Origin of the sequence: Stutzerimonas stutzeri, assembly GCF_024448695.1 — a bacterium.
Lineage (GTDB): Bacteria > Pseudomonadota > Gammaproteobacteria > Pseudomonadales > Pseudomonadaceae > Stutzerimonas > Stutzerimonas stutzeri_T.
The window spans coordinates 16,320-30,549 of record NZ_JAMOHY010000016.1 but is presented as its reverse complement, the minus strand read 5'-3'; the positions used below and the strand labels follow the sequence as shown (position 1 = coordinate 30,549).

Sequence of the window (14,230 nt, the reverse complement as noted above, 5' to 3'; positions counted from 1 at the left end):
CCACACGGAGTGATCCATGGAACCTCTTGACCTGTTTGCCATGCGCGATCGCTACAACCAGCAGCAGATCATGCTGTGTTTCAACGGCCCGATTTCGCGCAGCCTGATCGAGGAAATAGGCAACGCCCTGCGCAATTACATGGAAGCCGAGCACGCGCACCCCTCATCGGCGATGGACGTGTTTGCCGCCTACATCGAGATGACCCAGAACATCCGTCATTACACCCGCGAAAAGAACTGGACCGACCAGCAGGCCGGCGCCACCGTCGTGGTTTCGCGTGATGAACAGGGCCGCTATGTGGTCTCGGCCGGCAACCTGATCGAAGCCGCCGATGGCGCGACGCTGCTGACCGCCATCGACAAGCTGGCACTGCTGGACAAGGCCGAGCTCAAGGCCATGTACAAGGAGCAGCTGCGCAAGCCACGCAACGAACACGTGATTTCCGGCGCAGGTCTGGGGCTGATCGATATCGCCCGAAAATCCAGCGAGCCCTTGCGCGCCTCCTTGCAGCCGGTTGCCGATGGACTCTGTTTCGTCAGCCTCAGCGCCGTCATCTGAATACGTAGAGCACGTCTTACATGAACGATTTTGCACTTCCAGGCAGTCAATCCACCCCCGCCATCCAGTCCGACTGGGCTGCCGGCAGCCTCTCGATGCAGGGAGACTCCTACCCCGAAAACTCCTATGAACTCTTCCATCAGATCTACCAGTGGATCGAACGCTTTCTTGCCGAAGCCGAGCGTCCGTTCAGCCTCGAACTGCGCTTGCTGTATCTCAACACCAGCAGCATCAAGGCGATGATGGACATTTTCGACCTGCTCGAAGCGGCTCATCAGGAGGGCAAGTCCGTTGCCGTCAACTGGTACTACGACCGCCACAACGAGCGTGTGGTCGAACTCGCCGAAGAGTTCAAGGAAGACTGCACCTTTGCCTTTTCCATCCTCAGCCACGACTAGCGGAAGAACGATATGCGCGGCACGACTCCGCTTGAGCAACAGGTCAGTACCCTCCTCGCCGACACGCGCCATGAAGGTCACCCACTGAAGGAAGCCCTGAGCCAGTTGTGGGGGGCTCATCACGACCTGCTCGAACGCATCGAGCGCATCGCACGGGTATCCGACGGTTACCAGAGCCTCGCCCGCGAGCGAGAGCTGTGCATGTCCGCACGCTTCGAGAAGCAGCTGCGCCAGCTGGAGAAGGTTGCGCGCATTTCCGACCGCTACCAGACCATGATGCAGGACCTGAATATCTCGCTGCGCGAGGCGTCAACCCATGACGCCCTCACCGGTATCGCCAATCGGCGCCTGTTGACCGAGCGCCTGCGTGACGAGGTGGATCGAGCCAGACGCTACGAGCGACCACTGTCCATTGCCATGCTGGATATTGATCGTTTCAAGGTGATCAACGATGCCCACGGGCATGAGGTCGGCGACCATGTACTGGTGGAAGTTGCGCGCGTGATGGAGGCGGAAATCCGTGAACAAGATCTGTGCGGACGCTGGGGTGGCGAGGAATTCCTCATCCTGATGCCCGAAACCATGATCGATACCGCCGAACGGGTCATGCAGCGACTGGGCGCCAGTATCGCCTCGCTGGTGGTGCGGATCGACGACCAGCAATTGAACGTCACCGTGAGCATGGGCATTGCGCAACTGCAAGGTGAGGAAAGCTATTCCAGCGCCATCAACCGTGCCGATGCGGCCCTGATGTGCGCCAAGCGGGCCGGTCGTGATCGCTGCGAGCGGGCCGAGCAGTAAACCGAGTACCCGTCATTCACTCACGCCCTGTCGCGCAGCCAGTCCCTGAGCGATCTGCTCGACAATCTCGTCCGGTGTCAGGCGGATATCCACCGCCATCGCCTCCTCCGGTCCGGGCGGCTCAAGTACGGCCAATTGATCATCCAGCAGCGCAGGGTCGAAAAAGTGTCCCCGACGATTCCTGACTCGCTCAGCAAGGATTTCAGGCGGACCATGCAGGAAGACCAGCCTCACCTCTGCGACATTTCCGCGCAGCACGTCGCGATACCATCGTTTGAGCGCCGAGCAGGCAAACACGTGATCGGCACCCTGGCGAACCCGCTCCACAATTGCGTTGTGCATCGCGTCCAGCCAGGGCTGACGGTCCTCGTCGGTCAACGCGATACCCTCGGCCATTTTTGCCTTGTTGGCCGCCCCGTGATACTGATCGGCATCCGAGAAGCCGCATCCCAGACGGGCTGCAAGCCGTTCGCCGATGGTGGTCTTGCCGCTCCCGGAAACACCCATGATGACAACAATCATTCGCACCGTTCCATTCAGTAAAACCATCGGAACTCTTCAACCTCCGTCGTCGCTCAGGCGAGGCCGAAAAGCCCGGTTTGCGCATGGCGCGCATCAGAAAGTGGCACCATCCGCTCAGTCCGCCCTTTCGCCGGGCAAAACTTGTTTGCTAAAGTCGCCGGCCAAAAAAATTTAATAACTGCCTAATGGGCTGTATCCGAGGGCCTTTCAGATGATCGAAACAGTTGATGCCTTTCTCGCCCGGTTGAGGCAACGTGACCCCCATCAACCCGAGTTCCATCAGGCCGTGGAAGAAGTCGTTCGCAGCCTCTGGCCCTTCCTGGAAGCCAACCCGCACTACATGCAGGCCGGCATCATCGAGCGCATGGTAGAGCCGGAGCGGGCCATCATATTCCGCGTACCTTGGGTGGACGATCAGGGCCGCGTACAGGTCAACCGCGGCTTCCGTATCCAGATGAACAGCGCCATCGGCCCGTACAAGGGTGGCCTGCGCTTCCATCCTTCGGTCAATATCGGGGTGCTTAAGTTCCTGGCGTTCGAGCAGGTTTTCAAGAATTCCCTTACTTCGCTACCCATGGGCGGCGGCAAGGGCGGCTCGGATTTCAATCCCAAGGGCAAGAGCGACAATGAAGTCATGCGCTTCTGCCAGTCGTTCATGACCGAGCTGTATCGCCACATCGGCGCCGATCTCGACGTACCGGCGGGCGACATTGGTGTCGGCGGCCGTGAAATCGGTTTCCTCTTCGGCCAGTACAAGCGCCTGTCCAACCAGTTCACCTCGGTACTGACCGGCAAGGGCCTGGCCTACGGCGGCAGCCTGATCCGCCCGGAAGCCACCGGCTACGGCTGTGTCTACTTCGCTGAGGAAATGCTCAAGAACACCCGCGACAGTTTCGAGGGCAAGCGCGTATCCATCTCCGGTTCCGGCAACGTGGCGCAATATGCCGCGCAAAAGGTCATGGAGCTGGGGGGGCTGGTCATTTCTCTGTCCGACTCAGGCGGCACCCTGCACTTCCCTGACGGGTTGAGCGAAGAGCAGTGGGAATACCTGATGGACCTGAAAAACGTCCGTCGCGGTCGTCTGGAAGAAATGGGGGCGCACTTTGGCGCGACCTACATGCCCGACCAGCGTCCCTGGAGCCTGCCCTGCGACATCGCCCTGCCGTGCGCTACCCAGAACGAACTGGACGGAGAAGATGCCCGTACCCTGCTGAAAAACGGCTGCATCTGTGTGGCCGAAGGCGCCAACATGCCATCGACGCTGGAAGCCGTGGACCTATTCCTGGAGGCCGGCATTCTCTACGCACCGGGCAAGGCCTCGAACGCCGGCGGTGTGGCCTGTAGCGGCCTGGAGATGAGCCAGAACGCCATGCGTCTGCACTGGACCGCCGGTGAGGTGGACACCAAGCTGCACAGCATCATGCAGTCGATCCACCACGCCTGCGTCGCCTACGGCGAAGAAGATGGACGGATCAACTACGTGAAAGGCGCCAACATCGCCGGCTTCGTGAAAGTTGCCGACGCCATGCTGGCCCAGGGCGTCGTGTAAAAGCAGCGGCACGCGTCAAGCAAAACGATAAGCCCCCTTCCGAAAATTCGGACGGGGGCTTTTTCTTGCAGGGTGGAAAACGCGCGAAGCGATTTTCCACCCGAAACGGGAACGGACACGCAACGGCCTTGTGCCGGATCAGCCATCGCTACGCGCGGATGGCTTCGGCCATCCACCCTACCAATAGTTCTCCACCGCCACCTGCCCCGGCCTGCGGGTCAACGCCAGGTTGAGATCACGGGTTTTGAGTAGCTGGCGAGTGTCTTCGATCATCTGCGGGTTGCCGCAAAGCATGATGCGCGAGTGCTCGGGAGTCAGTTGCAAATCAGCCACGCGCTCCAGTTCGCCGCTTTCGATCAGCTGGGTGATGCGTCCGTTAAGCGCGCCGGGCACCTGCTCACGGGTCACCACCGGCAGGTAGGTCAGTTTGCGGCCCAGCCCTTCCAGATAATCACGTTGCGGCAGCTCACGGATCAGTTGCTGATAGGCCAGCTCCGATTCGGTACGTGCGCTGTAGACCAGCACGATGCGCTCGAAGCGCTGCCACACTTCGAAGTCCTGCAGGATAGAAAGGAACGGCGCCAGCCCGGTGCCGGTGGCCAGCAGCCAGAGGTCGCGCCCGTCGGGGAAGCGGTCGAGGGTCAGAAAGCCGAACGCCTGCTTGTCGATCAGCAGCTCGTCTCCCACTTTGAGCCGGCTCAGTTCGCTGGTGAACTCGCCATCAGGCACCACTATGGAGAAGAAATCGAGGAATTCATCGTGCGGTGCGGACACCATCGAATAGGCCCGCCAGACAATGGAGCCGCTGGGCTTGCGCACGCCAAGCCGGGCGAACTGGCCCGCCGTGAAACGAAAGCCCGGGTCGCGCGTGGTGCGCAGGGTGAACAGCGTCGGCGTCAGCGTCTGCACCTCGAGCAGACGCTGGCGGGTGAACTTCTCTTCGCTGACGGTCATACTTCACTCCCTTTGCAAAATCAGCCGGATTCAGCCCATCGCGACCGTCCAGCCCTTGCGAGTATTGATACCCCAATCCGCCGCCGACAAACACCGCCAGTTCCTATGCCTATTCTTGAAACGCCCTTCGCCCGTCTCGACCTGATTCGACAACCGGAACAGGCCAACGAGCCGCTGCAGGCCTTCGATGCCGCCGACGAGTACCTGCTCGCCCATCTGCACGAACAAGGCCTGCCGTCCAACGCGCGGGTACTGGTGCTCAACGACAACTTCGGCGCGCTGGCCTGTTCACTGGCCGGCCATGCGCAGATCGTCAGCAGTGGTGACTCGCACCTGGCCCATCTCGCCCTGGACAAGAACCTGCAACGCAACGACCTGCCCGGTATCGACTTCGTACCGGCCAGCGAACGCCTGACCGGCCCCTTCGACTGCGTATTGATCCGCGTACCCAAGACGCTGGCGCTGCTGGAGGAGCAGCTGATTCGTCTGCACGCTCAGTTGGCGCCCGGCGCCCAGGTGATTGCCGCCGCGATGGTCAAGCACCTGCCGCGTGCTGCCGGCGATCTGCTGGAACGCTATATCGGTCCTGTGCAGGCCTCGCTGGCGGTAAAAAAAGCGCGCCTGCTGTTGGCCACCCCGGCCGAAAAACCCGCGCCGGTCTCGCCCTACCCGACCCGCTATCGCCTGGACGAGCCGCGCCTGGAGCTGCTCAACCACGCCAACCTCTTCTGCCGTGAGGGCCTGGATATCGGCACTCGCGCGTTCCTGCCACACCTGCCACGGGCGCTGGGCGATCTGCGCGTGGCCGATCTCGGCTGTGGCAACGGCGTACTCGGCATCGTCTATGCCCTGCACAACGTCCAGGCGCAGCTGACGCTGGTGGATGAAAGCTACATGGCCGTGCAATCGGCGCGGGAGAACTGGCAGGCGATTCACGGCGAGCGTCCAGTCGAGATTCGCGCTGGCGATGGCCTGGCTGAACAACCGCTCGCCTCGCTGGATCTGGTGCTGTGCAACCCGCCGTTCCACCAACAGCAGGTAGTCGGTGACTTCCTCGCCTGGCGCATGTTCACCCAGGCCAAGGCGGCGCTGGGCAAGGGCGGCGAGCTGTGGATCGTCGGCAACCGTCACCTGGGCTACCACCTCAAGCTCAAGCGGCTGTTCGGCAAGGTCGAGCAGGTGGCAGCAACGCCCAAGTTCGTCATCCTGCGGGCGATCAAGAGCTAGACACTACGTAGGGTGGATGTCGCTTTTCACATCCACCGGCTCTTGCCGCCTGCAATCAAAGCAGCTTGTCCAGCGTAATCGGCAAATCCCGCACCCGTTTCCCCGTGGCGTGATAAATGGCATTGGCTACCGCTGCCGCAACCCCGACGATGCCTATTTCGCCGACACCCTTGGAGCCCAGGTCGTTGACCACACTGTCCTGCTCCTCGACGAAGATCACCTCGACCTCAGGAATATCGGTCTGCACCGGGATGTGATACTCGGCCAGGTTGTGGTTCATGTAGCGACCGAGCGTGTGGTCGATCAGGGTTTCTTCCTGCAGCGCCATGCCGATGCCCCACACCACCCCGCCGACGATCTGGTTGCCAGCGGTCTTGGGATTGACGATGCGCCCTGCCGCAATGGCGCTGACCACCCGGCTGACCTTGATGGTGCCCAACGCCTCGTCGACACGGGCCTCGACGAACACTGCCGAATGCGTGGCCGTGGCCCACTCCTGGCGCTTCTCGCCCGGCTCGACTCGGGCTTCGGCGGCCAGGGTGCCGTTGCTGCGCACCACCTCGCCGAGTTCGACATGAATGCCCGGATCACGCTTGAGCAGCAGCTTGCCATCAACGAGAGCCACATCCTCCAGGCCCGCGCCCGCAAAGGGTGAGCCGGGAAACTGCTGCACTGCATCCAGCACTTTCGCCCGCAGCAGCGCGCAGGCCTTTTGCACGGCTGAGCCAACAGAGGACACCGTCGCCGAACCGCCTTCCAGCGGCGCCTGGGGCAAGCTCGAATCGCCGAGACGAAACGCCACCTTATCCAGCGGCACGCCCATCGCGGCAGCTGCGATCTGGGTCATCACCGTGTAGGTGCCGGTGCCGATATCCGCGGTGGCGCTGCTGACGATCAGCCGGCCATCCGGTTCGAGGCAGGCCTTGGCACTGGCCGGCATCTGCATGGCCTCCCAGACGCCGGTGGCCATACCCCAACCGATCAGCTCAAAGCCCTCGCGCATGCTACGTGGCGCCATCGAGCGGCGCGACCAGCCGAAGCGTTCGCCGCCCTGCGCGTAGCAGGCGCGCAATTCCTTGCTGGAATAGGGCTTGTCCTGATTGCCGTTGCGCTCGGCGAAATTGACCAGCCGCAGCTGCAGCGGATCAATGCCGCTCGCATAGGCCAGTTCGTCCATGGCGCACTCCAGCGCGTAGACGCCGAGGGTCGCGCCGGGCGCGCGCATGTCCAGCGGGGTGTACACGTCGAGCGGCGCAAGTCGGTAGTCCAGCGCAACGTTAGCGCAGCGATAGAGCATTCCCGACCACTCCACCTCGTGCTCGGTGAAGTCCTCGAAGCGCGAGGTCTGGCCGATGGCGCTATGCCCCACCGCCTGCAGCTCGCCATTCTCGGCCGCCCCCAGCGAGAGACGCTGAATGCTGCGCGGGCGATAGCCGAAGGTGAACATCTGCTGGCGCGTCAGCACCACGCGCACTGAGCGCTTGAGCGTGAGGGCAGCCATCACCGCCAGCGGCAACTGGTATTGCGGACGCAGCCCGGAACCAAAGGCGCCGCCGACGAAGGGCGACAGGATGCGAATCCGCCCCTTGAGGCCGAACACGTCCTCGACATAACGCTGGCAGTTCTGCACACCCTGGGTCTTCTCATAGATCAGCAGGTCGCCGCCCGGTTGGTAATGCACGGTGGAGGCGTGCATCTCCATGGGATTGTGGTGCTCCACCGGCGTGACGTATTCCTGCTCGATCCGGTGCGTTGCGGCAGCGAAAGCGCCGGTGAAATCGCCGCGCGGCTCTGGCGTTTCGGCCGGTGCTTCATGGGCCTGATCGCGGGCGGCGAGCAGGTCGGTCTGATGCGGCTCGCTGTCGTACTCAATGCGTACCAGCGAGCCGGCATGGCGCGCCAACTCCAGGGTTTCAGCCACCACCAGCGCTAACGGCTGGCCGCTGTAGAGCACGCGTTCGTTGTACAGCGGGCGGAATGGCGAGCCTTCAGCGGCATCGTCGTCTTCGTAGGGCTCGTCGTAGCTGGCGATGGGCGGGCGGTTCTGGTGGGTCAGCACCAGCACCACACCGGGCAGCGCCTCGGCTTCACGGCTGTCGATGTGGCGCACGCGACCACGGGCGACGGTGCTCGACACCACACTGCCATGCAGCAGGTGAGGCGTGCCGAATTCGGCGGCGTAACGGGCCTGGCCGGTGACCTTGAGCGGACCATCGACGCGATCCAGCGGCAGGCCGACCGGTGAGTTGAGCGTATTCATCGGGCGGCTCCTCGGGCAGCCTCACCAAGCGCACGGATGATGGCGCGGCGAGCGAGCTCAGGTTTGAAGGCGTTGTGCTGCAGCGGCTGGGCGCCCTCCAGCAGCAGGTTGGCGGCGATGGCGAAACTTGCCTCATCAGCAGGCTTTCCACACAACGTTTGTTCGGCAGCCTCGACCCGCCAGGGCTTGTGAGCGACACCGCCGAGCGCCAGGCGCGCCGCCTTGATGGTCGTACCATCCAGCTCCAGCTCCAGCGCCGCGGCCACCGAGACCAACGCAAACGCGTAGGAGGCACGGTCACGCAGCTTGAGGTAGGCGCTGTGTTGCGCAAAGCCCTCTGCCGGTAGCTCCACGGCGATGATCAATTCACCTTCGCTCAGACTGTTGTCGAGCTCGGGCCGGTCGCTCGGCAGACGATGGAAATCGGACATGGCGATGCGCCGCTTGCCGTGCGGCCCCTGGACATGCACTTGCGCCTCCAGGGCGGCCAGCGCCACGCACATATCGGAAGGGTGCACCGCGACGCAAGCTTCGCTGGCGCCGAGAATCGCGTGGATGCGATTGAGCCCGTCTCGCGCCGGGCAGCCGGTGCCCGGCTCGCGCTTGTTGCACGGCGTGCCGGTGTCGTAGAAGTAGTAACAGCGGGTGCGTTGCAGCAGATTGCCGCCGGTGGTGGCCATGTTGCGCAGCTGTGGCGAAGCGCCGGCGAGAATCGCCCTGGACAGCAAGGGATAGCGTTGTTCGATCTGCGGGTGCCAGGCCAGATCGGCATTGCTCACCAGCGCACCGATCATCAGCCCGCCGCCCGGCGTTTCCTCGATCGCGTGCAACGGCAGGCGGTTGATGTCGATCAGCTGGCGCGGATGCAGGACGTTTACCTTCATCAGATCGAGCAGGTTGGTGCCACCGGCGATGTAGCGGCTGTCCGGGCCGGCCAACGCCAGCGCCTCCTCGATTCGCTCAGGTCGGTGATAGTGAAAAGGGCTCATGGTGCCTTCTCCTGCAGCCGGTCGCGGCTGGCGGGCAAGGCTTCTTCCACCGCCGCGAGAATGTTCGGGTAGGCACCGCAGCGGCAGAGGTTGCCGCTCATCAGCTCGCGAATACTGTCTCGGTCATGGGCACGGTTCTCGCCGGCCAGACCGACCGCCGAACAGATCTGCCCCGGCGTGCAGTAACCGCACTGGAAGGCATCGTGGCGGACGAAGGCGGCCTGCATCGGGCGCAGCTCGTTGCCTTCAGCCAGCCCTTCGATGGTGGTCAGCCGGGCACCGTCGTGCATCACCGCAAGCGTCAGGCAGCTGTTGATCCGCTTGCCGTTCAGCAGCACCGTGCAGGCGCCACACTGGCCGTGGTCGCAGCCCTTCTTGGTGCCGGTCAGGTCGAGCTGTTCGCGCAGCAGATCGAGCAGCGTGGTCCAGGAACGAACGTCCAGCTGGCGATGCTGGCCGTTCAGATGCAGGGAAAGGGTGCAGGTAGTTTCGCTCATGTCAGCCTCACGGTTTAGGCGTACGGATCGCTTTCCCTGCGTTGTGGTTACGACTGAGGCCTGAGCGAAAACGTTCAGCAACCGGGCAGGCGATCCTGTGGCCGGTCGATGTCCTGCAGAATGCCGGGGTCGTCCACGTCGAGTTCGATGAGTAGATTGCCGGCGAACAGGGCTTGCGCACCCTGATCACCATCGAGCGTCAGCAGCGCGTCCCGGTACGCCGAGCCAATACCGCGCGGATGCCCGCGACGCCCCTGATACACCGGCACCACCAGCGCGTCCTCGCGAATCGCGGCGGCTATGCGACGCAGGGTTTCGCCGCGCACATAGGGCATATCGCCCAGCACGACCAGCCAGCCGCGGACGCGGGTCTGGTGCGCCACCGCTTGGGCCAGGCTGTGACCAAGCCCGCGTGAAGTGACGGCCAGCGTGGTGAAACTTAGTCGCTGCTCGTTTTGCACCAGCCATTCACGCAGGCCGCGATTGTCCTCCCGCACCACCACCAGGCTTTGCTCGGTCGCACCCTGCAGCGCCATCAGCGTTGCCTCCATCACCGACGTCGAATCACTGTCGACGCGGCAAGGCGCGCGCAATTTGTCCTCGTTCAGATGCTCCCGGTAGCGACTGCCCTGCCCGGCGGCCAGCACCAGCGCACCTACGCCGGACTCAAGCATGGCGCGGCGATACTCCGTTACGAATGGCTACCACCTCGGCCATCAGCGACAGGGCGATTTCCGCGGGCGTGCGGCTGCCGATGGCCAGCCCGATCGGCCCATGCAGCCGTGCCACCTCGGCTTCGCTCAGTCCCAGCATCAACAGGCGCGTCCGCCGCTGGTCGTTATTGCGCCGCGAACCCAGGGCGCCGACGTAGAAGGCCTTCGACTTCAATGCGCTGAGCAGCGCCATGTCGTCCAGGCGCGGGTCATGCGTCAGCGCAACGATGGCCGTGTGTGCATCCGGCTCGACAGCCAGCACCGCATCGTCCGGCATGCCCTTGATGAAGCGCACCTGCTCCGCTGGCCAGGCGTGGCGGTAGCCTTCACGCGGATCGCAGATCAGCACCTCAAAGCCCAGCCCCACAGAGAGTTCGGCGACATAGCGCGACAGCTGCCCCGCGCCGATCAGCAGGATGCGCCAGCCGGGACCAAAGGGCGCGTTCAGGGTCTTGCCGTCGAAGCTCAGCAACTGACCGGGCTCGGTGCACCTCAGGCTGACGCTGCCGCTGGCCAGGTCGAGGCCTCGCAGCACGCATTCATGGGCTACGCAGCGCTGCAGCAACTCATCGAGCCAGCCCACGTCACGCAAGGGTTCGCGCACCAGGCGCAGCGTGCCGCCGCAGGGCAGGCCGAAACGCGCCGACTCCTCGCGGGTGACGCCATAGGTGATCAGCTCGCAAGCGTCATGCGTCGTATTCGACGATTCACGCGCCAACAAATCATCCTCCACGCACCCGCCCGACACCGAGCCCTCGACCCGCCCATCGTCGCGCAGCGCCAGCAGCGCACCCACCGGCCGCGGTGCGCTGCCCCAGGTCTGTACGACGGTGTAGAGCGTCACCCCCCGACCCTCGCGCAGCCAGTCGCGGGCGCGGCGCAATACCGCCAGATCGACACTGTCCATCGTTTCCCCTTGTTCATTTCGGCACCGGCATCTGGCCGGTCTGCTTTCAGTGACCGACGCGCCATGCGCTAAGTTCGGCTCGCCAAGCAGGGCCTCGCTGGTCGTCGCCAAGGCCGCATGAAGAGGTCCAACCGATCGGGCGACCGGTGTAAGATGCGTGGCTTTTTTGCGACCCGCCCAGCCATGGGCTTTGCTATCAGGTACGCGGCGCGCCGTGCACCTCAATGCCGCCAAGAAAATCGCCAGGCCACGACCGGCACACAAGGGGATTCACCATGCTGGAGAAGCTGTTTCAACTCAAAGCGCACAACACCAACCTGCGCACCGAGATGCTTGCCGGTCTCACCACCTTCCTGACGATGGCCTACATCCTCTTCGTCAACCCGAGCATCCTTGCCGAAGCCGGCATGGACCACGGCGCAGTGTTCGTCGCCACCTGCCTGGCGGGCGCCATCGGCTCGGCGATCATGGGACTGCTCGCCAACTACCCCATTGCGCTGGCGCCGGGCATGGGCCTGAACGCCTTCTTCACCTACACCGTGGTTCTGACCATGGGTTACGCCTGGCAGACCGCCCTGGGCGCGGTATTCCTCTCCGGGGTGATCTTCTTCCTGCTGTCGATCTTCAAGATCCGTGAGTGGATCATCCACAGCATTCCGCTGGCCCTGCGCGCCGGTATTGCCGCGGGTATCGGCCTGTTCCTGGCGATCATCGCGCTGAAGAACGCCGGCATCGTGGTCGACCATCCGGCGACGCTGGTGGGTCTCGGCGACCTCAGCGCCGGCGGCCCGCTGCTGGCCTGCCTGGGCTTCTTCCTGATCGCCGCGCTGGCCTATCGCAAGGTTACCGGCGCAGTGATGATCGGCATTCTGGTGGTCACCGGGCTATCGATCCTGCTGGGCCTGTCGCAGCTCAATGGCGTGGTGTCGATGCCGCCGTCACTGGCACCGACCTTCATGCAGCTGGATATTATCGGCGCGCTGGACATCGGCCTGATCAGCGTGATCTTCGCCTTCCTCTTCGTCGACCTGTTCGACACCTCAGGGACGCTGATCGGCGTCGCGCAGAAAGCCGAGCTGCTCGACAAGGACGGCAAGCTGCCGCGCCTGGGCCGTGCATTGCTGGCCGACAGCACCGCCACCATGGCCGGCGCCGCACTGGGCACATCCACCACCACCAGCTATATCGAGTCCGCAGCCGGCACGGCTGCGGGCGGTCGCACCGGCCTGACCGCCTGTGTCGTGGCGCTGCTGTTCCTGCTCAGCCTGTTCTTTGCCCCGCTGGCCGGTGCCGTGCCGGCCTACGCCACCGCACCGGCCCTGCTGTTTGTCGCCGTGCTGATGATGAGCAGCCTGGCCGGCATCGACTGGGACGACATGACGGTCGCCGCACCTGTGGTGGTCACTGCCCTGGCCATGCCGCTGACCTTCTCCATCGCCAACGGTATCGCCTTCGGCTTCATCGCCTGGACTGCCGTCAAGCTGCTGGCCGGACGCTGGCGCGAACTGAGCCCGGCAATGTGGGCGCTCTCGGCGCTGTTCGTGGTCAAGCTGGGCTGGTTCGCCGGCTGACGTTCCGTAAGGTGGATGACGCTTTTTTTCATCCACCTTTGATACGGAGACGGTGGATGGATGAAGCGTCAGCTGCGCGCCCCGATCCACCCTACGATTTATCTACCATTCCAAGAGTCTTCATGAGCGCTCCGCAATTCGACCCCGCCACTTACGACACCCAGCTTGCCGAGAAGACCGCGCGGCTGCGCGACCTGCTGGCACCTTTCGCGGCACCCGAGCCCGAGGTATTCGACTCACCGGGCGCGCACTATCGCCTGCGCACCGAATTCCGTCTGTGGTACGACCAGGGCCAGCGTCACTATGCGATGTTCGAGCCGGGCGACAACCACACGCCGATCCTGATCGATGACTTCCCCATCGCCAGCCGTCGCATCAACGAACTGATGCCGCAACTGAAAGCCGGCTGGCAGGCCAGCGATGCCTTGGGGTTCAAGCTGTTCCAGGTGGAATTTCTGACCACCCTGGCGGGCGACGCGCTGATCACTCTGGCCTATCACCGACCGCTGAACGAAGCCTGGCAAGCTGCAGCCGAACAGTTGGCGGCGAATCTGGGTGTGAGCATCGTCGGTCGTTCGCGCGGCAAGCGCATCGTCATCGGGCGCGACTATGTCGAGGAAGAACTCGTGGTGGCCGGGCGGACTTTCCGCTATCGCCAACCCGAGGGCGCCTTCACCCAGCCCAACGGCGAGGTCTGCCAGAAGATGCTGAACTGGGCCTTCGAGGCGCTCGGCGAGCGCGACGACGACCTGCTGGAGCTCTACTGCGGCAACGGCAACTTCACACTGCCGCTGTCCACCCGCGTGCGCCGCGTACTGGCCACCGAGATCAGCAAGAGCTCGGTCAATGCCGCGCTGGTCAACCTGGCCGACAACGGCATCGACAACGTCACCTTGGTGCGTCTGTCCGCCGAGGAGCTGACCCAGGCACTCAACGAGGTTCGCCCGTTCCGCCGCCTGGCCGGCATCGACTTGAAGAGTTATGACTTCGGCAGCGTCTTCGTCGACCCGCCGCGCGCCGGCATGGACCCCGATACCTGCGAGCTGACCCGCCGCTTCGAGCGCATCCTCTATATTTCGTGCAACCCGGAAACCCTGGCGCAGAACATCGCCCAGCTGCACGACACCCATCGCATCGAGCGCTGCGCACTGTTCGACCAGTTCCCCTACACCCATCACATGGAGTCCGGGGTGTTGCTGGTGCGCCGCTGAGGCAGTGATCGGGCTCTGTATGCGATAGCCAGCGGGACATAGCCAGACTTTTCGTTTTAGCAGTCCTTCGGC

14 protein-coding genes are annotated in these 14,230 nt (G+C 63.6%); 7 read left to right on the top strand and 7 right to left on the bottom strand.

The features are described from left to right. The first annotated feature begins 16 nt into the window (after positions 1-16). Genes siaB through siaD form a run of 3 tightly spaced genes read left to right on the top strand, consistent with a single transcriptional unit; the run spans position 17 to position 1,758 of the window. A complete protein-coding gene (gene siaB, locus NAV32_RS12560; RefSeq protein WP_256053141.1) occupies positions 17-559 on the top strand; it encodes a biofilm regulation protein kinase SiaB in 543 nt (180 codons plus the stop codon). 20 nt (positions 560-579) lie between these two features. Beyond that, positions 580-957 carry a biofilm regulation phosphoprotein SiaC gene (siaC, locus tag NAV32_RS12555; RefSeq protein ID WP_256053140.1) on the top strand — a complete coding sequence of 126 codons (378 nt, stop codon included), beginning with the start codon at positions 580-582 and terminating at the stop codon, positions 955-957. A 12-nt stretch (positions 958-969) separates the two neighbouring features. Further along, positions 970-1,758 carry a biofilm regulation diguanylate cyclase SiaD gene (gene siaD / locus NAV32_RS12550; protein WP_256053139.1) on the top strand — a complete coding sequence of 263 codons (789 nt, stop codon included), beginning with the start codon at positions 970-972 and terminating at the stop codon, positions 1,756-1,758. Between the two features lie 12 nt (positions 1,759-1,770). On the opposite strand, the gene NAV32_RS12545 is transcribed toward siaD, so the two are convergent. Then, a complete protein-coding gene (locus tag NAV32_RS12545) occupies positions 1,771-2,280 on the bottom strand; it encodes a gluconokinase (RefSeq protein WP_256053138.1) in 510 nt (169 codons plus the stop codon). A gap of 211 nt (positions 2,281-2,491) precedes the next feature. Here NAV32_RS12545 and gdhA point away from each other — a divergent pair, with 211 nt between their 5' ends. After that, positions 2,492-3,829, top strand: coding sequence for an NADP-specific glutamate dehydrogenase (gene gdhA / locus NAV32_RS12540; protein ID WP_256053137.1), 1,338 nt, complete (start codon positions 2,492-2,494; stop codon positions 3,827-3,829). Between the two features lie 177 nt (positions 3,830-4,006). Here gdhA and NAV32_RS12535 read toward each other — a convergent pair whose 3' ends face one another. After that, positions 4,007-4,783, bottom strand: a complete 777-nt coding sequence (locus NAV32_RS12535; RefSeq protein ID WP_256053136.1) for a ferredoxin--NADP reductase — start codon at positions 4,781-4,783, stop codon at positions 4,007-4,009. A 105-nt stretch (positions 4,784-4,888) separates the two neighbouring features. On the opposite strand from NAV32_RS12535, the gene NAV32_RS12530 reads away from it, so the two are divergent. Further along, positions 4,889-6,010 carry a methyltransferase gene (locus tag NAV32_RS12530; protein ID WP_256053135.1) on the top strand — a complete coding sequence of 374 codons (1,122 nt, stop codon included), beginning with the start codon at positions 4,889-4,891 and terminating at the stop codon, positions 6,008-6,010. 55 nt (positions 6,011-6,065) lie between these two features. Here NAV32_RS12530 and NAV32_RS12525 read toward each other — a convergent pair whose 3' ends face one another. From NAV32_RS12525 to NAV32_RS12505, 5 genes are all read right to left on the bottom strand, one after another. After that, positions 6,066-8,270: a xanthine dehydrogenase family protein molybdopterin-binding subunit gene (locus NAV32_RS12525; protein ID WP_256053134.1), complete on the bottom strand. Its 2,205-nt coding sequence runs from the start codon at positions 8,268-8,270 to the stop codon at positions 6,066-6,068. Then, positions 8,267-9,259 carry an FAD binding domain-containing protein gene (locus NAV32_RS12520; protein ID WP_256053133.1) on the bottom strand — a complete coding sequence of 331 codons (993 nt, stop codon included), beginning with the start codon at positions 9,257-9,259 and terminating at the stop codon, positions 8,267-8,269. Before NAV32_RS12520 ends, NAV32_RS12525 begins: the two co-directional genes overlap by 4 nt. After that, complete coding sequence (locus tag NAV32_RS12515; RefSeq protein WP_256053132.1) at positions 9,256-9,756, bottom strand: (2Fe-2S)-binding protein; 501 nt, start codon at positions 9,754-9,756, stop codon at positions 9,256-9,258. Before NAV32_RS12515 ends, NAV32_RS12520 begins: the two co-directional genes overlap by 4 nt. 74 nt (positions 9,757-9,830) lie before the next feature. Beyond that, positions 9,831-10,430: a nucleotidyltransferase family protein gene (locus NAV32_RS12510; RefSeq protein WP_256053131.1), complete on the bottom strand. Its 600-nt coding sequence runs from the start codon at positions 10,428-10,430 to the stop codon at positions 9,831-9,833. Next, positions 10,423-11,376 carry an XdhC family protein gene (locus NAV32_RS12505; protein ID WP_256053130.1) on the bottom strand — a complete coding sequence of 318 codons (954 nt, stop codon included), beginning with the start codon at positions 11,374-11,376 and terminating at the stop codon, positions 10,423-10,425. Before NAV32_RS12505 ends, NAV32_RS12510 begins: the two co-directional genes overlap by 8 nt. A gap of 275 nt (positions 11,377-11,651) precedes the next feature. Between NAV32_RS12505 and NAV32_RS12500 the strand changes: the two genes are divergently transcribed. Continuing rightward, a complete protein-coding gene (locus NAV32_RS12500) occupies positions 11,652-12,947 on the top strand; it encodes an NCS2 family permease (RefSeq protein ID WP_256053129.1) in 1,296 nt (431 codons plus the stop codon). Between the two features lie 122 nt (positions 12,948-13,069). Further along, entirely contained in the window at positions 13,070-14,158 is a 1,089-nt protein-coding gene (trmA, locus tag NAV32_RS12495) for a tRNA (uridine(54)-C5)-methyltransferase TrmA (protein WP_256053128.1), read from the top strand. Positions 14,159-14,230: the final 72 nt, after the last annotated feature.